Below are 16630 nucleotides of genomic sequence, written 5' to 3' on the forward strand. Positions count from 1 at the left end.
GTCGTCGGTGCCCGTCACACGGGACAGGCAACCCGACTATTGTGCCAGAGACACCCCGGTCGGACGAAATCGCCGGTCAGCGCTGTGAACCGGGCGCCATCGCGACCACGTCGGCGGCCCGCAGCGCCGACACGGTGGCCGAGTCCATCGGGGTGGCTGCGGCGATCGCCGTGGGAGTGATCCCCGAGCTCGTCATGTGTTCGACGATCGCGAGTTCGGGTGCGCGCCCGTTCGCGGTCAGCGCCTCGTCGTCGGCTAGTTCGAGCCCCGCGCGTTGGTACGGCTGCGGATCGTTGGTCCCGACGACGACCACGCGGCGCCCACGGGCTCCGACGCCGACGCCGACCGCGGTCCGGAACCAGCCCGCGATGGTCGGCGGCACCGTCGACTGCAGGGCGTCGGCGCGGCGGCGCAACCAGGTGAGGTCTCCCCCGGCGGTGTCCCGGTCGGCGCCCGACGCGGCGGCGCCCACTGCGGCACCCAGGCCCGCGGCCATCGCTCCGGCACCGCCCATCGCACCCATCGGGGCGAACGGCATCATCCCGCTGGTCGCCGCGGGCGGGGTTCCGCCGGCGGATTGTCCGGCCTCCTCGGACCGTTGGGTGTAGTCGTCGCCGGCAGCCGTCAGGGCCAGACGTCCGGCGCTTGCCGCACTCACCCGCCACGAATCGTCCCCGACCTCGGCGAAGACCTCCGCACGATGCCGGTCACGGTCGGCGACGAGGGCGATCGTCGTCAGCTGCTGCTCGGTCTCCACGACGACATCGGCATAGGTGTCCAATGACGCGGCCATGGCGCGAAGCCGTTCGGCGACGTGGGGCAGGGACTGTGGTCCGGCGCCGGTGACCTCGGCCAGCCCGTCGACGACGGCGTCGCCGAACTCCCCCTCGACGGCCGCGCCGCCGGCGGCCGGCGATGAGTACGCGGCGGTGGCCAAGACGACCACGTCGGTCACCCGTTCCACGGATTCGGCGAGGGCGCGTGCCCGTCGTGCGGCCTCACGGAGCGACATCGGGTCCGCGCCCGGCCACACCCCCGGTGCGAGTTCGTCCGCGATCTGTCGGGGCGCAGAGTTCACCGCGGGTCACCGGGTTCGAAGGCGGCTGCGGCGTCGGCATCGGCGGCGGCGAGCGACTCGACACCGGAGGTCAGCGCCCGCCGATGTTCGGCGAGGCGCGCGACCGCGGTCCGCAGCAGGTCACTCGACTCGATGCTCGCGGGACCGAAACCCCGGCGGAAGGCCATCGCCCCCTCCCCGACCCCGACCGCGGTGTCGATGTCGGCGAGCAGTTCGACGAGTTCGGAGTGCACCGCACCCAGCCGCGCCTCGGCGTTGGCCAGGCGCGCGGACAGATCCGCCGCGGTGCCCACGTCCGCGGCGATCCGGTTCCGGCGCCCTCCGGCCGTCATCGGGTGGTCCGGGCGGTGTCGAGACGGGCGGTGTCGAGACGGGCGTCGGCGTAGTCCACTCCGGAACCCGTTGCGGCAGCGAGAAGTTCACTGCGCCGGGTACTCAGCGCATGATCGGCTTCGGCGATGAGGGTGGTGAGGAGTTCGGAGAGCTGATCCGCACGGTAGCGACGCAACGCGGTGGGATCGATCGAGATGTCGACGGCGAGGCCGCGTGCATTGACGGTGACGGCGACGAGCCGGTCGCGACTGATCGCACGGGAGGTCAACGCCGACAGCGCGGCACGGGTCTGCGCGAGTTCGGCGCGTTGACGGTCGAGTTCGTCGACCATGGCCTCATAGCCCTGCATCTGCCCTCCCCCGTGCGCTCGAGTTGTGCCGAATCCTAGCGGGGATCGGCCTCGGGGCCATCGTGGGGATTCACAGGCTCGGCGAGAAGATCCGGCCGGCGGGCACGGGTCCGTTCGAGAGCCTGCTCGTGCCGCCACCGCGCGACCTTCGCATGATCGCCGCTGAGCAGCACCGGCGGGACGTCGAGCCCGCGCCAGCTCACCGGGCGCGTGTAGCTCGGCCCTTCGAGGAGCCCGTCGGAGAACGAATCCTCTTGGTGCGAGCGAGGATTCCCGAGGACACCGTCGATCAGCCGGACCGTCGCCTCGATCATCGCCATGACCGCGACCTCGCCGCCGATGAGGACGAAGTCGCCGAGAGACACCTCTTCGACACGCACCCGGCGCGCCGCGTCGTCGAAGACACGCTGGTCGATGCCCTCATAGCGGCCGCAGGCGAAGACGAGATGTCTCTCGGCGCTCCACCGCTGGGCGGTCGCCTGGGTGAACGGCACACCGGCCGGGGTCGGGACGACGAGAAGCGCGTCGTCGGGGCACACGTCGTCGAGACACGGCCCCCACACCTCGGGCTTCATGACCATGCCGGGTCCGCCGCCGTACGGCGAGTCGTCGACGCTGCGGTGCACATCGTGTGTCCACTCGCGCAGGTCGTGGACGTCGACGCTGATGCGGCCGGCGTCGATTGCCTTGCCCAGCAATGCAACCCGCAGCGGATCGAGATATTCGGGGAAGATCGAGACGATGTCGAGGCGCATCACTGCGCGCCGTCGGCCGAGTCCGGATCGAGGAGGCCCTCGGGCGGGTCGATCACGATGAGTTCGCGGGTCACCGTCGGGACGATCTGCCGCACGAACGGGATGAGGACCTCACGTTTGTCGGGGGTGCGCACCGACAACAGTTCGCCGCCGGGCATGTGCAGCACCGATTCGACGACGCCCACCTCGGTTCCGTCGGTGAGCTGCACCGGGACGCCTTCGAGTTCATGGTCGTAGAACTCGTCCGGATCGTCGGACGGTTCGACCTCCGAGGAGTCGATGAGAAACAGGGTGCCGCGCAGGGCGTCGGCCGCATCGCGGCCGGCGACGCCCTCGAGAGACACCAACAGCCGCCCGGAATGTTCCCGGGCGGCTGTCACGGTGAATCCACGTTCTCCGCCACCGCGCGGCAGTCGGCCGCGCAGCACCGAGCCGCGAGCGAAACGCAGTTCGGGTTCGTCGGTACGGACGTCGACGACGAGTTCGCCACGAATGCCGTGCGACTTCACGACGCGTCCGACGACGAGATCCACGATGCGTTCGTCCTGCGAGTCGGCCGTCAGCGGTCGGTGTCGACGATGTCGACGCGCATGCCGCGTCCGCCGATACCGGAGACGAGGGTGCGCAGGGCGGTGGCCGTCCGACCGTTGCGGCCGATGACCTTACCCAGATCGTTGGGGCTCACGTGGACCTCGACGAGCCGGCCGCGACGACCGGTGACGAGGTCGACCCGGACGTCGTCAGGGTTCGAGACGATTCCGCGGACGAGATGCTCGACCGCGTCGGCGACCACAGCGCTCACGCGTCACCCTCGGCGGCAGGAGCCTCGGCGGCAGCTTCCTCTGCCGGGGCCTCGTCCTTCTTGGCGGCCTTCTTCTTCGGGGTGGTGGCCGCGGCGACCGGCTCGTTCTCGGCGGCGGCGAGCGCAGCGTTGAACACGTCGAGCTTGGACGGCTTCGCCTCGGCGGTCTTCAGGGTGCCCTCGGCGCCCGGCAGGCCCTTGAACTTCTGCCAGTCACCGGTGACCTTGAGGATCGCGGCCACAGGCTCGGTCGGCTGTGCGCCGACACCCAGCCAGTACTGGGCGCGCTCGGAGTCGACCTCGATCAGCGAGGGCTCTTCCTTCGGGTGGTACTTGCCGATGGTCTCGATCACCCGGCCGTTGCGGCGGGTCCGAGCGTCGGCGACGACGATGCGGTACTGCGGGTTGCGGATCTTGCCGAGCCGCGTGAGCTTGATCTTGACAGCCATGACTTCTTCTACTTTCGTGTGGTCACTGCGCAATTCTGCGACCCACCCGGAATGGTGGACCCGGTTTTGCGTCTGTTTCGGTGTGACCGTCGGGCGGCCGTGACCGCATCCGACGAACCGTCGAGCCATTCTGCCAGACCAGAGGCTCCGGAAAGAAATCCGGCATGTGGTTGTCCACCCCGCGAGAACAACCACATGCCGTACGTCGTCAACGCCACTTGCCTACCGATGAATTCGGCCCCCAGGCTTGCGCGACCCTCACCGAAACCCCGTTTTCACCCCCGGTTTCGGCGGGGTCTGCACTGAGCTGATCGGTTCGTCCCCTTACGAACCTGTGCAACGCGGTTGCTACCTTACGCGGCAGTAGGTAAACGCAACCAGCAGTCACCTTGTGGCGTTGCTCACAGAATGTTTCGGCCCGACGACACCACTGCCTGCGGATGACGCAGGACCCCCAGGTCATCGCAAGGGTTCTCGCCGTAGACCACGAAATCGGCGCGGTCGCCGTCGGCCAGGAGGTCGGCGCCGAGCCACTGTCGAGGTTGCACGGACGCTGCTGCGATCGCCCCGGCGTTGCCCAGACCGACCTTCGAGAGCGCCTCGATCTCGTCGACGATGCGCCCGTGCTCGACGAACCCGCCGGCGTCGGTCCCGGCGAAGATCGCGACCCCGGCCTCGCGGGCGGATTCGAACACCTTCGGCGCGTCGGCGTGCAACCGGCGCATGTGGGCGGCGTAGGTCGGGAACCGCTCGGCGCCGTCGGCGATGCCCGGGAAGTTCTCCACCTGGATCATGGTGGGCACCAACGCGATCGAGCGTTCGACGAGCTGATCGATCAGATCGGCGGTGAGCCCGGTGCCGTGTTCGATGCAGTCGACACCGGCTCCGATGAGGTCGACGAGGGCGTCGGTGCCGAAGACGTGCGCGGTGATCCGGGCGCCGTGTTCGTGTGCGACGGCGACGGCGGCCTCGATCTGGTCCCGCGTCCACAGCGGCGCGAGGTCGCCGGCGTCGCGGTCGATCCAGTCCCCCACGATCTTCACCCAGCCGTCGCCGGCCCGCGCCTGGCGTGCCACCTCGGCGGCCAGCTCGTCTGGGTCGTCGAGGTCGACTCCGTAGTCGCGCAGATAGCGCTTGGGCCGGGCGATGTGCTTGCCGGAGCGGATGAACCGCGGACACGCCGGATCATCGTCGAGCGGGTGGGTGTCGAGCGGTGAGCCGACCTCGCGGATCAGGAGCGTCCCGGCCCGGGCGTCGGCGTACGCGAAACCGCGGGCCTGCTCGATGTCGACGCCGAGGCCGGGTGCGATGCCGACGTGATTGTGGGCGTCGACGAGACCGGGCAGAATCCAGCCGCCGTCGACAGCGGTCTCGGCATCGGCGATGGCCGTGTGGCTGATGGTCTCACCGGACACCCAGAACTCGATCGGTTCGCCGGTGAGCGGATCGGTGCCGCGGTAGTGGCGGGCCGTGTCACCCTCCGCCGTGCCGCCCATCGGCTACTTCTTCTTCTTGGGCTGGAACTGGGAGACGTCGATGCCCTCGAGGCCCGGCGGCAGCTGGTCGAGTCCGGCGGGCATGTTGGACAGGTCCGGGAAGCCGGCGGGCATACCACCCGGCATCCCCGGGAAGCCACCGCGCACCTTCGGCGGCGTGGGACCGCGTCCCTTGCCCTTCTTCCCCTTCTTGCCCTTGCGGTTGGACTTCCGGTTCATCCCGCCCATGCCCATGCGCCCCGACATCTGGGCCATCATCTTGCGGGCCTCGAAAAAGCGGTCGACGAGCTGGTTGACCTCACTGACGGTCACGCCCGAACCGTTGGCGATACGCAGGCGGCGCGAGGCGTTGATGATCTTCGGGTTGTCCCGCTCGGCGGGGGTCATGCCGCGGATGATCGCCTGGACCCGGTCGAGCTGCTTGTCGTCGACCTGCGACAGCGCGTCCTTCATCTGGCCCGCGCCGGGGAGCATGCCCAGGATGTTGCCGATGGGTCCCATCTTGCGGATCATCAGCATCTGTTCGAGGAAGTCCTCGAGGGTCAGCTCACCCTGCGTGATCTTGGCCGCGGCGGCCTCGGCCTGCTCGGCGTCCCAGTGCTGCTCGGCCTGCTCGATGAGGCTGAGCACGTCGCCCATGCCGAGGATCCGGCTGGCCATGCGGTCGGGGTGGAAAACGTCGAAGTCCTCGAGCTTCTCGCCGGAGGACGCGAACATGATCGGCTGACCGGTGACCTCGCGTACCGACAGGGCGGCACCGCCGCGGGCGTCGCCGTCGAGTTTGGTCAGCACGACACCGGTGAAACCGACGCCGTCGGCGAAGGCCTCGGCGGTGGTGACCGCGTCCTGACCGATCATCGCGTCGACGACGAACAGCACTTCGTCGGGCGTGGTGGCGTCGCGGATGTCGGAGGCCTGCTTCATAAGCTCGGCGTCGATACCGAGGCGGCCCGCGGTGTCGATGACGACGACGTCGTAGTGCTTGGCCTTCGCCTCCTCGACACCGGCTCGGGCGACCGAGACCGGGTCGCCGGAGGTGACGCCGAGTGTTCCCTCGCCGCCGACGCCCGTGCCGGGGTGCGGCGCGAAGACCGGCACGCCCGCACGCTCGCCGACGATCTGCAGCTGCGAGACCGCGCCCGGACGCTGGAGGTCACAGGCCACCAGCAGCGGCGTGTGTCCCTGCTGCTTGAGCCAGTTGCCCAGCTTGCCGGCGAGGGTCGTCTTACCGGCGCCCTGCAGACCGGCCAACATGATGACCGTGGGCGGGTTCTTCGCGAACCGCACCCGGCGGGTCTCGCCGCCGAGGATGCCGATGAGTTCCTCGTTGACGATCTTGACGACCGTCTGGGCCGGGTTCAGCGCCGCGGAGACCTCCGCACCCTTCGCCCGTTCCTTGATCCGCGCGATGAAGGCGCGCACCACCGGCAGCGAGACGTCGGCCTCGAGCAGGGCGAGCCGGATCTCGCGGCAGGTGCGGTCGATGTCGGCATCGGAGAGCCGCCCCTTGCCGCGGAGGTCCTTCAGGGCACCGGTCAACCGGTCGGAGAGGGAATCGAACATGGGTCCCATCCTTCCATGTGGTTCCCCGGTCATTCCATTTAGGAGATCGGCACTCCGGACCGTCCCGTCCCGCCGGGCGTCTGCGGGCCGTCCTCCTCGTCACGCTTGGGCTGCGGCGGCGGGCACACCGCGATGATCGCGTCGGTGATCGTCGCACGCAACTGCTCGGTGTCGGCGGTTTCGGCATTCGGGGCCAACCGCAGGCTGAAGATGTCGACGACGGTCGCACCCAGGGTCGAGACCTTCGCCCACCGGATGTCGGCACCGAACTTCTCCAGCACCGAACTCACTCGGCTCAGCAACCCGATCCGGTCGTCGGACCGGACCTCGAGCAGCACCGCACCCTCGGCGGCGTCGGGCTCCGGGGCATCGAGCCAGGTCACCCGCGGCGGCGCGACCGCGAACAGTGCGGGCACGGCGTTCTTCGGGTGACCCGCCCCGTCGACGTCGGGATCGGTGCTGCCGGCACTCGCCCCGAGGCTCACCATCGTCCCGGGCAGGGTGCTGACCGAGGCGATCGTCGGTATCGGCGAGTCCCGCTCGCGCGCATCGAGGCGCGCGAGGACGTCGATCTTGCCGTTCACCGAGGCGATGAGCTGCTGGCGGAGCAGACCCGCGTCGGGCGGACTGCCGAACATCGGCACGACGATGAAGGAGTTGATCGCCTTGCCGTCGTGGCTCTGGGCGCAGGCCTTGTGCGAGCGCAGACCGCCGAGCGCGAGCACCCCGGCCATCTTCGACAGCAGTCCGGGCTGATCCGGCGCCACCATCGTGACGTCGTAGGTGTGCTGCCCGTCGGCGCGCACCAGCCGGACCGCGAAGTCCCCCTCGGCGGCAATCGCCAGCTGCTCGGGGGTCAACGGCTCGGGCACGGCCGGTGGAACGCCGTCGATGTGGCGCATGGACCGCCTGACGAGCTCACCGATGAGTGAGGCCTTCCACTCCCCCCACACGCCGGGTCCGGTCGCCCGCGAATCCGCTTCGGCCAGTGCCGCAAGGAGTTCCAGCAGCACCCGGTTGTGACCCAGTGTGGTCGCGACGAATTCGGCGGTGGCCGGGTCGTCGAGGTCGCGGCGCGTCGCGACCTGCGGCAGCAGGAGGTGATGCCGCACCATGTCGGACAGGATCGTCACGTCCTGCGGCCACAGACCGAACCGGTTGCCGATCTGGACCGCGAGTTCGGCGCCGACGATGCTGTGGTCGGCTCCCCGCCCCTTGCCGAGGTCGTGGATGAGCGCTCCGAGGACGAGGAGATCGGGCCGCGAGACCCGCGTCGTCATCGAGCTCGCGTAGGCCGCGGTCTCCACGAGGTGACGATCGACGGTCCAGGTGTGGATCGCATCGCGCGGCGGGAGGTCGCGCACCGCACCCCATTCCGGCAGCAGCCGACCCCAGAGCCCGGTGCGGTCGAGCGCCTCGATCGGGTCGACCATGTGGTGGCCCGAGCTGAGCAGGACCAGCAGGTCGCTGCGCGCCTCGGCCGGCCACGGCTCCCGCAGCTCCGGTGCGTAGTCGGCCAGTCGGCTCAGGGTCGATGCGCTGATCGGCAGGCCCGTCCGCGCCGAGGCGGCAGCCACGCGGAGGATGAGCCCGGGGTCCTTGCTCGGAATCGCGTTGCGCGCCAACACGATCTCACCACTGTGCTCGACCACGCCCTCGTCGAGCGGACGACGCAGCGGGGAACGGCGCAGCTTGGCCAGCCCGCGACGCGGGAGAGCATTCCCCGCGGTCCGCAGACCGACGTCGATGGAATAGCTGATGGTTCGGGCGGAGTCGCTGATGACGCGCGCCAGGTCGAACCGGTCCCCGATCCGCAGCGCGGCACCGATCTCGTCGGCGTCCTGGGCGCGGACCTGCTCGCGCGGGCGACCAGCTATGCGGTGCAGCTCGGTCCGGATGTCGAGGAGACGCTCGTACGCGACCTGCGGTCCGGCGCCGGGGGAATCCGGCCGCAGACTCGCCATTCCGTCGGTGAGCTGGGCGATCGCCAGGGCACCGAGGAGCTGGACGTCGCGCAGCCCTCCTCGACCGTTCTTCAGGTCGGGTTCCGCGCGGTGCGCGATGTCGCCGGCACGACGCCAGCGATCCTGCGCATGGGCGACCACGTCGGGGAAACGATTACGGATGTCGTTGCGCCACTGCTGGCGTACGCCACCGATCAGCAGGCTCGACAGGTCCTCGTCGCCTGCGATGTGGCGGGCCTCGAGCAGGCCGAGGGCGGCGGTCACGTCCTCGCCTGCGACCTGCAGCGCCTGCGGCACGGTCCGGACGCTGTGGTCAAGGGGAATGTTGGCGTCCCACAACGGATACCAGAGCCCGTCGGCGACCTCGGACACCCGCTCGACGGGCATGTCGTCGTGCAGCAGGATCAGGTCGAGGTCGGAGTACGGCAGCAGTTCGCCGCGTCCCAGACCGCCGACCGCGACGATCGCGAATCCGCTGTGGGACTTGATGCCGAGCTCGGCGCCCTTGCTGGTGAGCCAGAACTCGTGCAGGTCGACGAGCACCTGGCGGAGCGCCGGTGCGTCGAGTTTCCCGTTCCGGCTCGACTCGGTGAGCTGCCGGCGGGTCTTGGCCAGGTCGGTGGCGGCTACGGGAGGCTCCTCGGTCTCGGGGGTTGAACGGTGCGGCCCCGCGCCCGACTCGTCGTCGGACGCGGGGCCGCGCTGGGGTTCAGAAAGGGCACGAGCTCACTTACAGAGCGTCGCCGCCGCGCTCGCCGGTGCGGACGCGCACCACCGACTCGACCGGCGAGACCCACACCTTGCCGTCACCGATCTTGCCGGTACGGGCGGCCTCGACAATCACGTCGACGACCTTGTCCACGGCCGAGTCGTCGACGACGACCTCGACGCGGACCTTCGGCACGAAGTCGACCGAGTACTCGGCGCCGCGGTAGACCTCGGTGTGTCCCTTCTGGCGTCCGTAACCCTGGACCTCGCTGACGGTCATACCCAGGATTCCCGCCTGCTCCAGGCCGGCTTTGACGTCCTCGAGCGTGAACGGCTTGACGATTGCAGTGATCAGCTTCATTTGTTATCCCTCTCCACGGGTGTCAGCGTAGTAGCGATTTGGCGTGAGCGTCATGCCAGCTCGTAGGCAGTCTCGGCGTGTTCTGCCTCGTCGATGCCGCTCTTCTCGTCCTCATCGCTGACACGCCAGCCGAGCGGCTTGAGGGCGAAGGCGATGATCGCGGTGAGCACAGCGGTGAAGGCCAGCGCGAAGAAGGCGATGACCGCCTGCACCACGAGCTGCTTGTAATCGCCACCCCAGAGGAGACCGACGTCCTTGCCCAGGAGACCGATGGCGAGGGTGCCCCACAGGCCGGCGACCAGGTGGACGCCGACGACATCGAGCGAGTCGTCGTAGCCGAACTTGTTCTTCAGACCGATGGCGAGAGCGGCCAGCGCACCTGCGATGACACCCAGGATCAGCGAGCCGACCGGGGTCAGCGCACCACAGGCCGGGGTGATCGCGACCAGACCGGCCACGATGCCCGATGCGGCGCCGACGCTGGTGGCGTGCTTGTCTCGAATGAGTTCGACTGCGAGCCAGCCGATGATCGCGGCGGCGGTCGCGGCGGTCGTGTTGACCCACACCTGGCCGGCGAGAAGGTCGGCGCCCAGCTCGGACCCGACGTTGAAACCGAACCAGCCGAACCACAGGAGTGCCGCGCCGAGCATCACGAAGGGGATGTTGTGCGGACGGTATGCGGTGCGCCCGAACCCGACGCGCTTGCCGATGATGAGGACCAGCACCAGCGCTGCGATACCGGCGTTGATGTGCACGACGGTGCCACCCGCGAAGTCGATCGGTGCGACATTGGCTGCGCCCTCGCTGTCGGTTCCGAACATCTTGGCCGCGAGACCGTCCTCACCGGCACCGAGAAGACCGCCGCCGCCGACCAGGCCTCCCCAGACCATGTGGGACAGAGGGAAGTACACGATCGTCGACCACAGGACGGTGAAGACCATCCAGGTCGAGAACTTCACCCGCTCGGCCAGCGCACCACTGATGAGGGCAACGGTGATGACCGCGAAGGTCAGCTGGAAGCCCATGAAGACGATCGCCGGGATCGACAATCCACCGGTGACGAACTGCTCGCTGTCGCCCTCGCCGATCGTGCTCATGAGCTGGTCGGACCCGAACAGCGCGAACGGGTTGGCGAAGATACCGAGAATGTCGCTCTCACCGGTGATGCCGTCACTGAACGACATCGAGAAGCCCCACAGGACGTAGACGACACTGATCGACGCCAACGCACCGAACGACATCATCATCATGTTCAGGACGGACTTGCCGCGCGCCAACCCCCCGTAGAAGAACGCGAGACCTGGGGTCATCAGCAACACAAGCGCGGCCGACACAAGCATGAATGCCGTGTTGCCCGTGTCGATAGGGCCAAACGATTCGTTTGGCAACTGAGCCAAAACCACTGTGAAAACCTCCTCAGGATGCGCCGACGGCTCGGCGCCTCCCAAGACTTTGTCGGCACTCGGTTTCGGCAGTGGTGCCTTGACGTTTCGGGCACGTAACCCGATGAACGATTTATATTTCGCTCAGGTAAAATACGAGGTTGCCTCTGAGGCCTGTCTCAGTTTCATCCCGGCACTACTGCGCCCCGGTTTGCCGATCGTGAATCGACTTCACAGCAGTGCGTCGACGAACGCCTCCGGCTCGAACGGTGCCAGATCGTCCGCGCCCTCGCCCAGACCCACCAGTTTCACCGGCACCCCGAGCTCCTTCTGGACATGGAAGACGATGCCGCCCTTGGCCGTGCCGTCGAGCTTGGTCAGCACCACGCCGGTGATGTCGACGACCTCGGCGAACACCCGCGCCTGCATCAGACCGTTCTGGCCGACGGTGGCGTCGAGCACGAGCAGCACCTCGTCGACGGGCGCCTTCTTCTCCACCACTCGCTTGACCTTGCCCAGCTCGTCCATCAGGCCGGTCTTGGTGTGCAGTCGGCCCGCGGTGTCGATCATGACGACGTCGACACCCGTGGCGATCCCGCGGTCGACCGCGTCGAACGCCACGGCGGCCGGATCGGCCTGCTCCTTGCCGCGCACGATCTCCGCTCCGACCCGCTCACCCCAGGTCTGCAGCTGATCGGCGGCGGCCGCACGGAAGGTGTCGGCGGCCCCCAGCAGTACGCGACGCCCGTCGGCGACGAGAACACGGGCCAGCTTGCCGGTGGTCGTGGTCTTTCCGGTGCCGTTGACCCCGACCACCAGCACGACGGCCGGACGCCCCGCATGCGGCAGCGCGCGGATCGACCGGTCCAGGGTCGGATCGAGCTGCTCGACGAGCACCCGTTTCAGGAGAGCCCGCGCCTCCCCCGCGTTCTTCACCGGGTTGGCGGCCAGTTCCGTACGGAGGTTCTCGACGACGGTCATGGTGGTGGCCGTACCGAGGTCGGCCATCAGCAGGGTGTCCTCGATCTCCTCCCAGCTGTCCTCGTCGAGGTCACCCGCGCCGAGCAGACCGAGCACGCTCTTGCCGATCGCACCCTGCGACCGCGACAGCCGTCCGCGCAGCTTGCCCAGACGCCCCGCAGTCGGCGCGATCTCCTCGCGCGGCGGTGCCGCCACCGCACCCGACGCATCGTCGGGCGCTGTGGTCACTGGAGGTTCGACCACCGGCTCCTCGACCGCCGGAGTCTCGACCGCCGGGGCCTGGGCTGCCTCCGGCGCCTCCGGCTCGGTGGTTTCCGGTTCTGCGACCTTCGCCTCCGGCTCGGTCGTCTCCGGCTCGACAGTCTCCGGCTCCGCCTCGGCCGGTTCGATCACATCCGGGAGGGACACCTCGGTGATCCCGCGGCGATGGGAGTCACGCGGTACCGCGGCGTCGTCGCCGATCGCGGGCTGGCCGTCGACGTCGGTGCGCTCCGCCACCGGCTGGACCGGCGCTTCCGGCTTGGGCTGCGGTTCCGGCTCACGCGGTGGTTCCGGCTTGCGGGCCGGCGGTTCGGCCAGAGCCGTGTCACCGCGACTGAAACTGAAGCCCGACCCCGCCTGGTATCCCCCGGACCGGTCGACCTGACGGGTGGTGCCGTCGACGATCTCCGGCTGCGTCGTCGTGTCGGACAGCGAGATGCGACGACGACGCGCCAGCACCAGTCCGATCACGATCAGCGCGGCGATGACGACCACCGCGATGACGATCCCGATGATGATTCCGGTGTTCACTGGCTGGTGTCCTCCTGTTGAGCCACGGGCATGTTCACGCCGCGCATGCGCTGCGAGATGACGGTCGTGATGCCGTCCCCGCGCATGCTGACGCCGTAGAGGGCGTCGGCGATCTGCATCGTGGGCTTCTGATGTGTGATGACGATCAGCTGCGATTTCTCCCGCAGCTGCTCGAACAGCTTGATGAGTCGGCGCAGGTTGGTGTCGTCGAGCGCCGCCTCGACCTCATCCATGACGTAGAACGGCGACGGGCGGGCGCGGAAGATCGCCACGAGCATCGCGACCGCGGTCAGGGACTTCTCCCCGCCCGACAGCAGCGACAGCCTCTTCACCTTCTTACCCGGCGGCCGGGCCTCCACCTCGATGCCGGTGGTGAGCATGTCGTTGGGCTCGGTCAGCACCAGGCGGCCCTCACCGCCGGGGAACAGCGTCTGGAAGACCTGGCCGAACTCTCGCTCGACATCGGCGTAGGCCTCGGTGAACACCTGCAGGATGCGGGCGTCCACGTCCTCGATGACGTCGAGCAGGTCCTTACGGGCGGCCTTGATGTCCTCGAGCTGCGAGGACAGGAAGTTGTAGCGTTCCTCCAGCGCCGCGAACTCCTCGAGCGCGAGCGGGTTGACCCGGCCGAGGGTGTTGAGGTCCTTCTGCGCCTTCTTCGCGCGCGCCTCCTGGGTGGCGCGGTCGTACGGCATCGGCGCCGGGGCCACCACCTGGTCGCCGCGCGCCTTGGCCTCCTCGTACTCCTGCATCTCCAGTGCCGAGGGCGGCATCGGTACGTCGGGACCGTATTCGGCGATCAGGTCGTCGGGTGACATCGCGAACGTCTCGAGGATCTGCTCCTCGAGCTGCTCGATGCGCAGTGCCACCTGGGCGCGGGCCACCTCGTCGCGATGCACGGTGTCGCGCAACGAGTTCAGCGTGGTGGTCAGTTCACCGGCCCGCACGCGCAGCTCGTCGAGAGTCGCCGACCGCGCGATCCGGATCTCCTCGAGTTCGTCGCGACCCGCCTGCGCCGACGCGACCGCCGCCGCGAGACGTTCGGCGACCCGGGCACCGGCCCGCTCGACCGCCGCCGCGACACCCGCGGCCTGCCGGCGGATCTCGTCCTGACGACGCGCCCGTTCCCGTGCTTCCCGCTCACGCTGGGCGGCTCGACGCAACGAGTCGGCCTTCCCACGCACCGAGGCGAGACGTTCCTCGGCGGTGCGCAGTGCCAGGCGGGCCTCCATCTCGGTGCCGCGGGCGATCCCGACCGCTGCCGCGGCCGTGGACCGCTCGGAGTCGTCGGCCGCCATCTCCGGTCCGGAATCCGACTCGTCGCGGGCCAGCCGCAACCGTTCCTCGAGTTCGTGCAGGGATTCCAGGGTCTCGGCGCGACCCTTTTCCAAGAGGTTGCGTTGACGCGTGAAGCGATCGGCCTCCGCACGGGCGGTGCGGATCTCGTGGCCGAGCCGGGCCATCTGCTCATAGGCGGCGCCGACACTGGAATCCGATTCGTGCAGCGCGGCGAGCGCTTCCTCCGCCGCTTCGCGGCGTTCGCGCTGTTCGGTGAGAGCACCGTCGAGTGCCGCCTCCAGCTCTTCGACGCGGCGGCGGGTGGCGGCGAGTTCCTCGGTCGCGGCGTCGATGGCCGACTGCACCTCGAGCGTCGACGGGCGACGCGACGAGCCACCCTCGATCGACGCGGGGCCGATGCGGTCGCCGGCGTGGGTGACCACGCGCACGCCGTGGCGACGGGCGATCTCGAGTCCCTGGGCCGGATCGTCGACGACGACGGTGTCGGCGAGGACGGTGTCGATCGCGTTGCGGATCTCCGGCCCGCAGGTCACCGCCGAAGCCGCCCACCGCACACCGTCGGGCAGTGCGACGTCTCGTGGTCGGACGGATTCGGTGAGGCCACCGCAGATCAGCGCGGCCCGTCCCCCGTCGCCGGATTTGAGGGCCTCGAGCGCACGGATGGCCGCCATGCCGTCAACGGTGACGATGCCGTCGACCGCGGGGCCGAGGGCGCCGGCGATCGCGGTCTCGAAACCGGGCTCGACGGTGAGCAGTTCCGACATCGGTCCGAGTAACCCGTCGGGCGCGTTGTCGAGCAGCCAGGCACCGCCGTCGTTGCGCTCGAGACCCATGGCGAGGGCTTCCACGCGCGCCGACAGCGAGGCGATGGACTGCTCGGCTTCGCGGTGCTCGGCCTGCAGGGTCGCGACGCGTTCGTTGGACAGGTTCAGCGCGGCGACGCACCGTTCGTGGTGTTCGTCGAGGGCCTGCTCGGAGGATTCCAGCTGCGCGAGTTCACTGGCCGCCGAATCTTGTTGTGAGGCAGCATTTTCCGCACGCTCGGTGGCGTGGGCGATGGCAGCGGTCAAGCGGTCGGCCTCGGCGTCGACCGATTCCGACCGCGTCCGCAGGTTGTCGACCTGGCCCTCCAGACGGGCCAGACCCTCCCGACGGTCGGCGATGGCCTGGACGGCGGCCAGGTGTGCCGCTTCCGCGGCCTCGGCGATCGATTCGCGCTCGCGGAGCACCTCGCGTGCCGTCTCGAGCTGTTCGGCGGCGATCTCGACGCCCTCGGTCAGTTCGGCCTCGAGTTCGGCGGCTTCGAGGGCCTGTTCCTCGAGTTCCTCGGGATCGGGTCCGGTGGCCTCGGTGGCGGTCTCGCTGAGGTAGCGGCTGCGTTCGGCGGCGACCCGGCGGGTCGCGTCGACGCGTTCGGCCAGCGCCGACAGCCGGAACCAGGCGCGGCTCGCCGCCGCGGCGGCCGGGGTGACCTCGGCGAGATGCTGTTCGTGTTCGGTGACCTGCGCGTTGGCCTCGTCGAGTTGCTCGGCCACCTCGTCCTGGCGGCGCCGGACCTCGTCCTCGACGGCGGCGTGTTCGGCCATCTCGGCTCGGCGGATCACCAGGTCGTCGGCGGCGAGGCGCAGCCGGGCGTCGCGGAGATCGGCCTGCACGGTCTGCGCCCGGCGGGCGACCTCGGCCTGTCTGCCGAGCGGCTTGAGCTGACGCCGTAGCTCGGCGGTGAGGTCGGTGAGACGCGCCAGGTTGGCCTGCATCGCGTCGAGCTTGCGGACCGCTTTTTCCTTGCGTTTGCGGTGTTTGAGGACGCCTGCGGCCTCCTCGATGAACGCGCGACGGTCCTCGGGACGCGACTCCAGGATCGCCGACAGGCGGCCCTGGCCGACGATGACGTGCATCTCGCGGCCGATACCGGAGTCGGAGAGCAATTCCTGCACGTCCATGAGGCGGCAGGTGCTGCCGTTGATCTCGTATTCGCCGGCGCCGTCGCGGAACATGCGGCGGGTGATCGAGACCTCGGAGTATTCGATGGGCAGCGCACCGTCGGCGTTGTCGATGGTCAGCGTGACCTCCGCACGCCCCAGCGGCGGACGTCCGGAGGTGCCGGCGAAGATCACGTCCTGCATCTTCCCGCCGCGCAGCGCCTTGGCGCCCTGTTCGCCCATGACCCAGGTCAGGGCGTCGACGACGTTGGACTTACCCGAGCCGTTGGGACCGACGACGCACGTGATACCCGGCTCGAAGCGCAGGGTCGTCGCCGAGGCGAACGACTTGAAGCCCTTCAGGGTCAGGCTTTTGAGGTGCACGACGGTACAGAG

The 16630-nt window shown here is 69.1% G+C and carries 14 protein-coding genes; all 14 read right to left on the reverse strand.

Annotated elements, in window-relative coordinates:
• Nucleotides 1-76: 76 nt before the first annotated feature.
• The 14 genes from PWF70_RS14440 to smc all read right to left on the reverse strand — a co-directional run bounded on the left by PWF70_RS14440 (nucleotide 77) and on the right by smc (nucleotide 16618).
• Nucleotides 77-1078: a hypothetical protein gene (locus tag PWF70_RS14440; RefSeq protein WP_286352650.1), complete on the reverse strand. Its 1002-nt coding sequence runs from the start codon at nucleotides 1076-1078 to the stop codon at nucleotides 77-79.
• Nucleotides 1075-1410, reverse strand: coding sequence for a hypothetical protein (locus PWF70_RS14445; protein ID WP_286352651.1), 336 nt, complete (start codon nucleotides 1408-1410; stop codon nucleotides 1075-1077). Before PWF70_RS14445 ends, PWF70_RS14440 begins: the two co-directional genes overlap by 4 nt.
• A complete protein-coding gene (locus PWF70_RS14450) occupies nucleotides 1407-1760 on the reverse strand; it encodes a YbaB/EbfC family nucleoid-associated protein (protein WP_075862617.1) in 354 nt (117 codons plus the stop codon). The genes PWF70_RS14445 and PWF70_RS14450 overlap by 4 nt, the downstream gene beginning before the upstream one ends.
• Nucleotides 1761-1795: 35 nt before the next feature.
• On the reverse strand, nucleotides 1796-2515 hold the full coding sequence (gene trmD, locus PWF70_RS14455) for a tRNA (guanosine(37)-N1)-methyltransferase TrmD (protein WP_075862616.1): 720 nt from the start codon (nucleotides 2513-2515) through the stop codon (nucleotides 1796-1798).
• Nucleotides 2515-3048 (reverse strand): ribosome maturation factor RimM, encoded by a 534-nt coding sequence (gene rimM / locus PWF70_RS14460; protein WP_075862615.1) that lies wholly within the window; start codon nucleotides 3046-3048, stop codon nucleotides 2515-2517. Before rimM ends, trmD begins: the two co-directional genes overlap by 1 nt.
• A gap of 26 nt (nucleotides 3049-3074) precedes the next feature.
• Complete coding sequence (locus tag PWF70_RS14465; RefSeq protein ID WP_286352652.1) at nucleotides 3075-3317, reverse strand: RNA-binding protein; 243 nt, start codon at nucleotides 3315-3317, stop codon at nucleotides 3075-3077.
• Entirely contained in the window at nucleotides 3314-3766 is a 453-nt protein-coding gene (gene rpsP / locus PWF70_RS14470; protein ID WP_006357918.1) for a 30S ribosomal protein S16, read from the reverse strand. The genes PWF70_RS14465 and rpsP overlap by 4 nt, the downstream gene beginning before the upstream one ends.
• A 401-nt stretch (nucleotides 3767-4167) precedes the next feature.
• Nucleotides 4168-5262 (reverse strand): amidohydrolase family protein, encoded by a 1095-nt coding sequence (locus PWF70_RS14475; protein WP_006357919.1) that lies wholly within the window; start codon nucleotides 5260-5262, stop codon nucleotides 4168-4170.
• A 3-nt stretch (nucleotides 5263-5265) separates the two neighbouring features.
• Nucleotides 5266-6825 carry a signal recognition particle protein gene (gene ffh / locus PWF70_RS14480; RefSeq protein ID WP_006357920.1) on the reverse strand — a complete coding sequence of 520 codons (1560 nt, stop codon included), beginning with the start codon at nucleotides 6823-6825 and terminating at the stop codon, nucleotides 5266-5268.
• Between the two features lie 38 nt (nucleotides 6826-6863).
• Nucleotides 6864-9404, reverse strand: coding sequence for a [protein-PII] uridylyltransferase (locus PWF70_RS14485; RefSeq protein ID WP_081790108.1), 2541 nt, complete (start codon nucleotides 9402-9404; stop codon nucleotides 6864-6866).
• A gap of 115 nt (nucleotides 9405-9519) precedes the next feature.
• Nucleotides 9520-9858, reverse strand: a complete 339-nt coding sequence (locus PWF70_RS14490; protein ID WP_005198965.1) for a P-II family nitrogen regulator — start codon at nucleotides 9856-9858, stop codon at nucleotides 9520-9522.
• 50 nt (nucleotides 9859-9908) lie between these two features.
• Nucleotides 9909-11261 carry an ammonium transporter gene (locus tag PWF70_RS14495; protein WP_042375875.1) on the reverse strand — a complete coding sequence of 451 codons (1353 nt, stop codon included), beginning with the start codon at nucleotides 11259-11261 and terminating at the stop codon, nucleotides 9909-9911.
• Between the two features lie 210 nt (nucleotides 11262-11471).
• A complete protein-coding gene (gene ftsY, locus PWF70_RS14500) occupies nucleotides 11472-13013 on the reverse strand; it encodes a signal recognition particle-docking protein FtsY (RefSeq protein WP_042375873.1) in 1542 nt (513 codons plus the stop codon).
• Complete coding sequence (smc, locus tag PWF70_RS14505; RefSeq protein ID WP_241548859.1) at nucleotides 13010-16618, reverse strand: chromosome segregation protein SMC; 3609 nt, start codon at nucleotides 16616-16618, stop codon at nucleotides 13010-13012. Before smc ends, ftsY begins: the two co-directional genes overlap by 4 nt.
• Between the last annotated feature and the right edge of the window lie 12 nt (nucleotides 16619-16630).

It is taken from the genome of Gordonia sp. Swx-4 (assembly GCF_030316175.1).
Lineage (GTDB): Bacteria > Actinomycetota > Actinomycetes > Mycobacteriales > Mycobacteriaceae > Gordonia > Gordonia alkanivorans.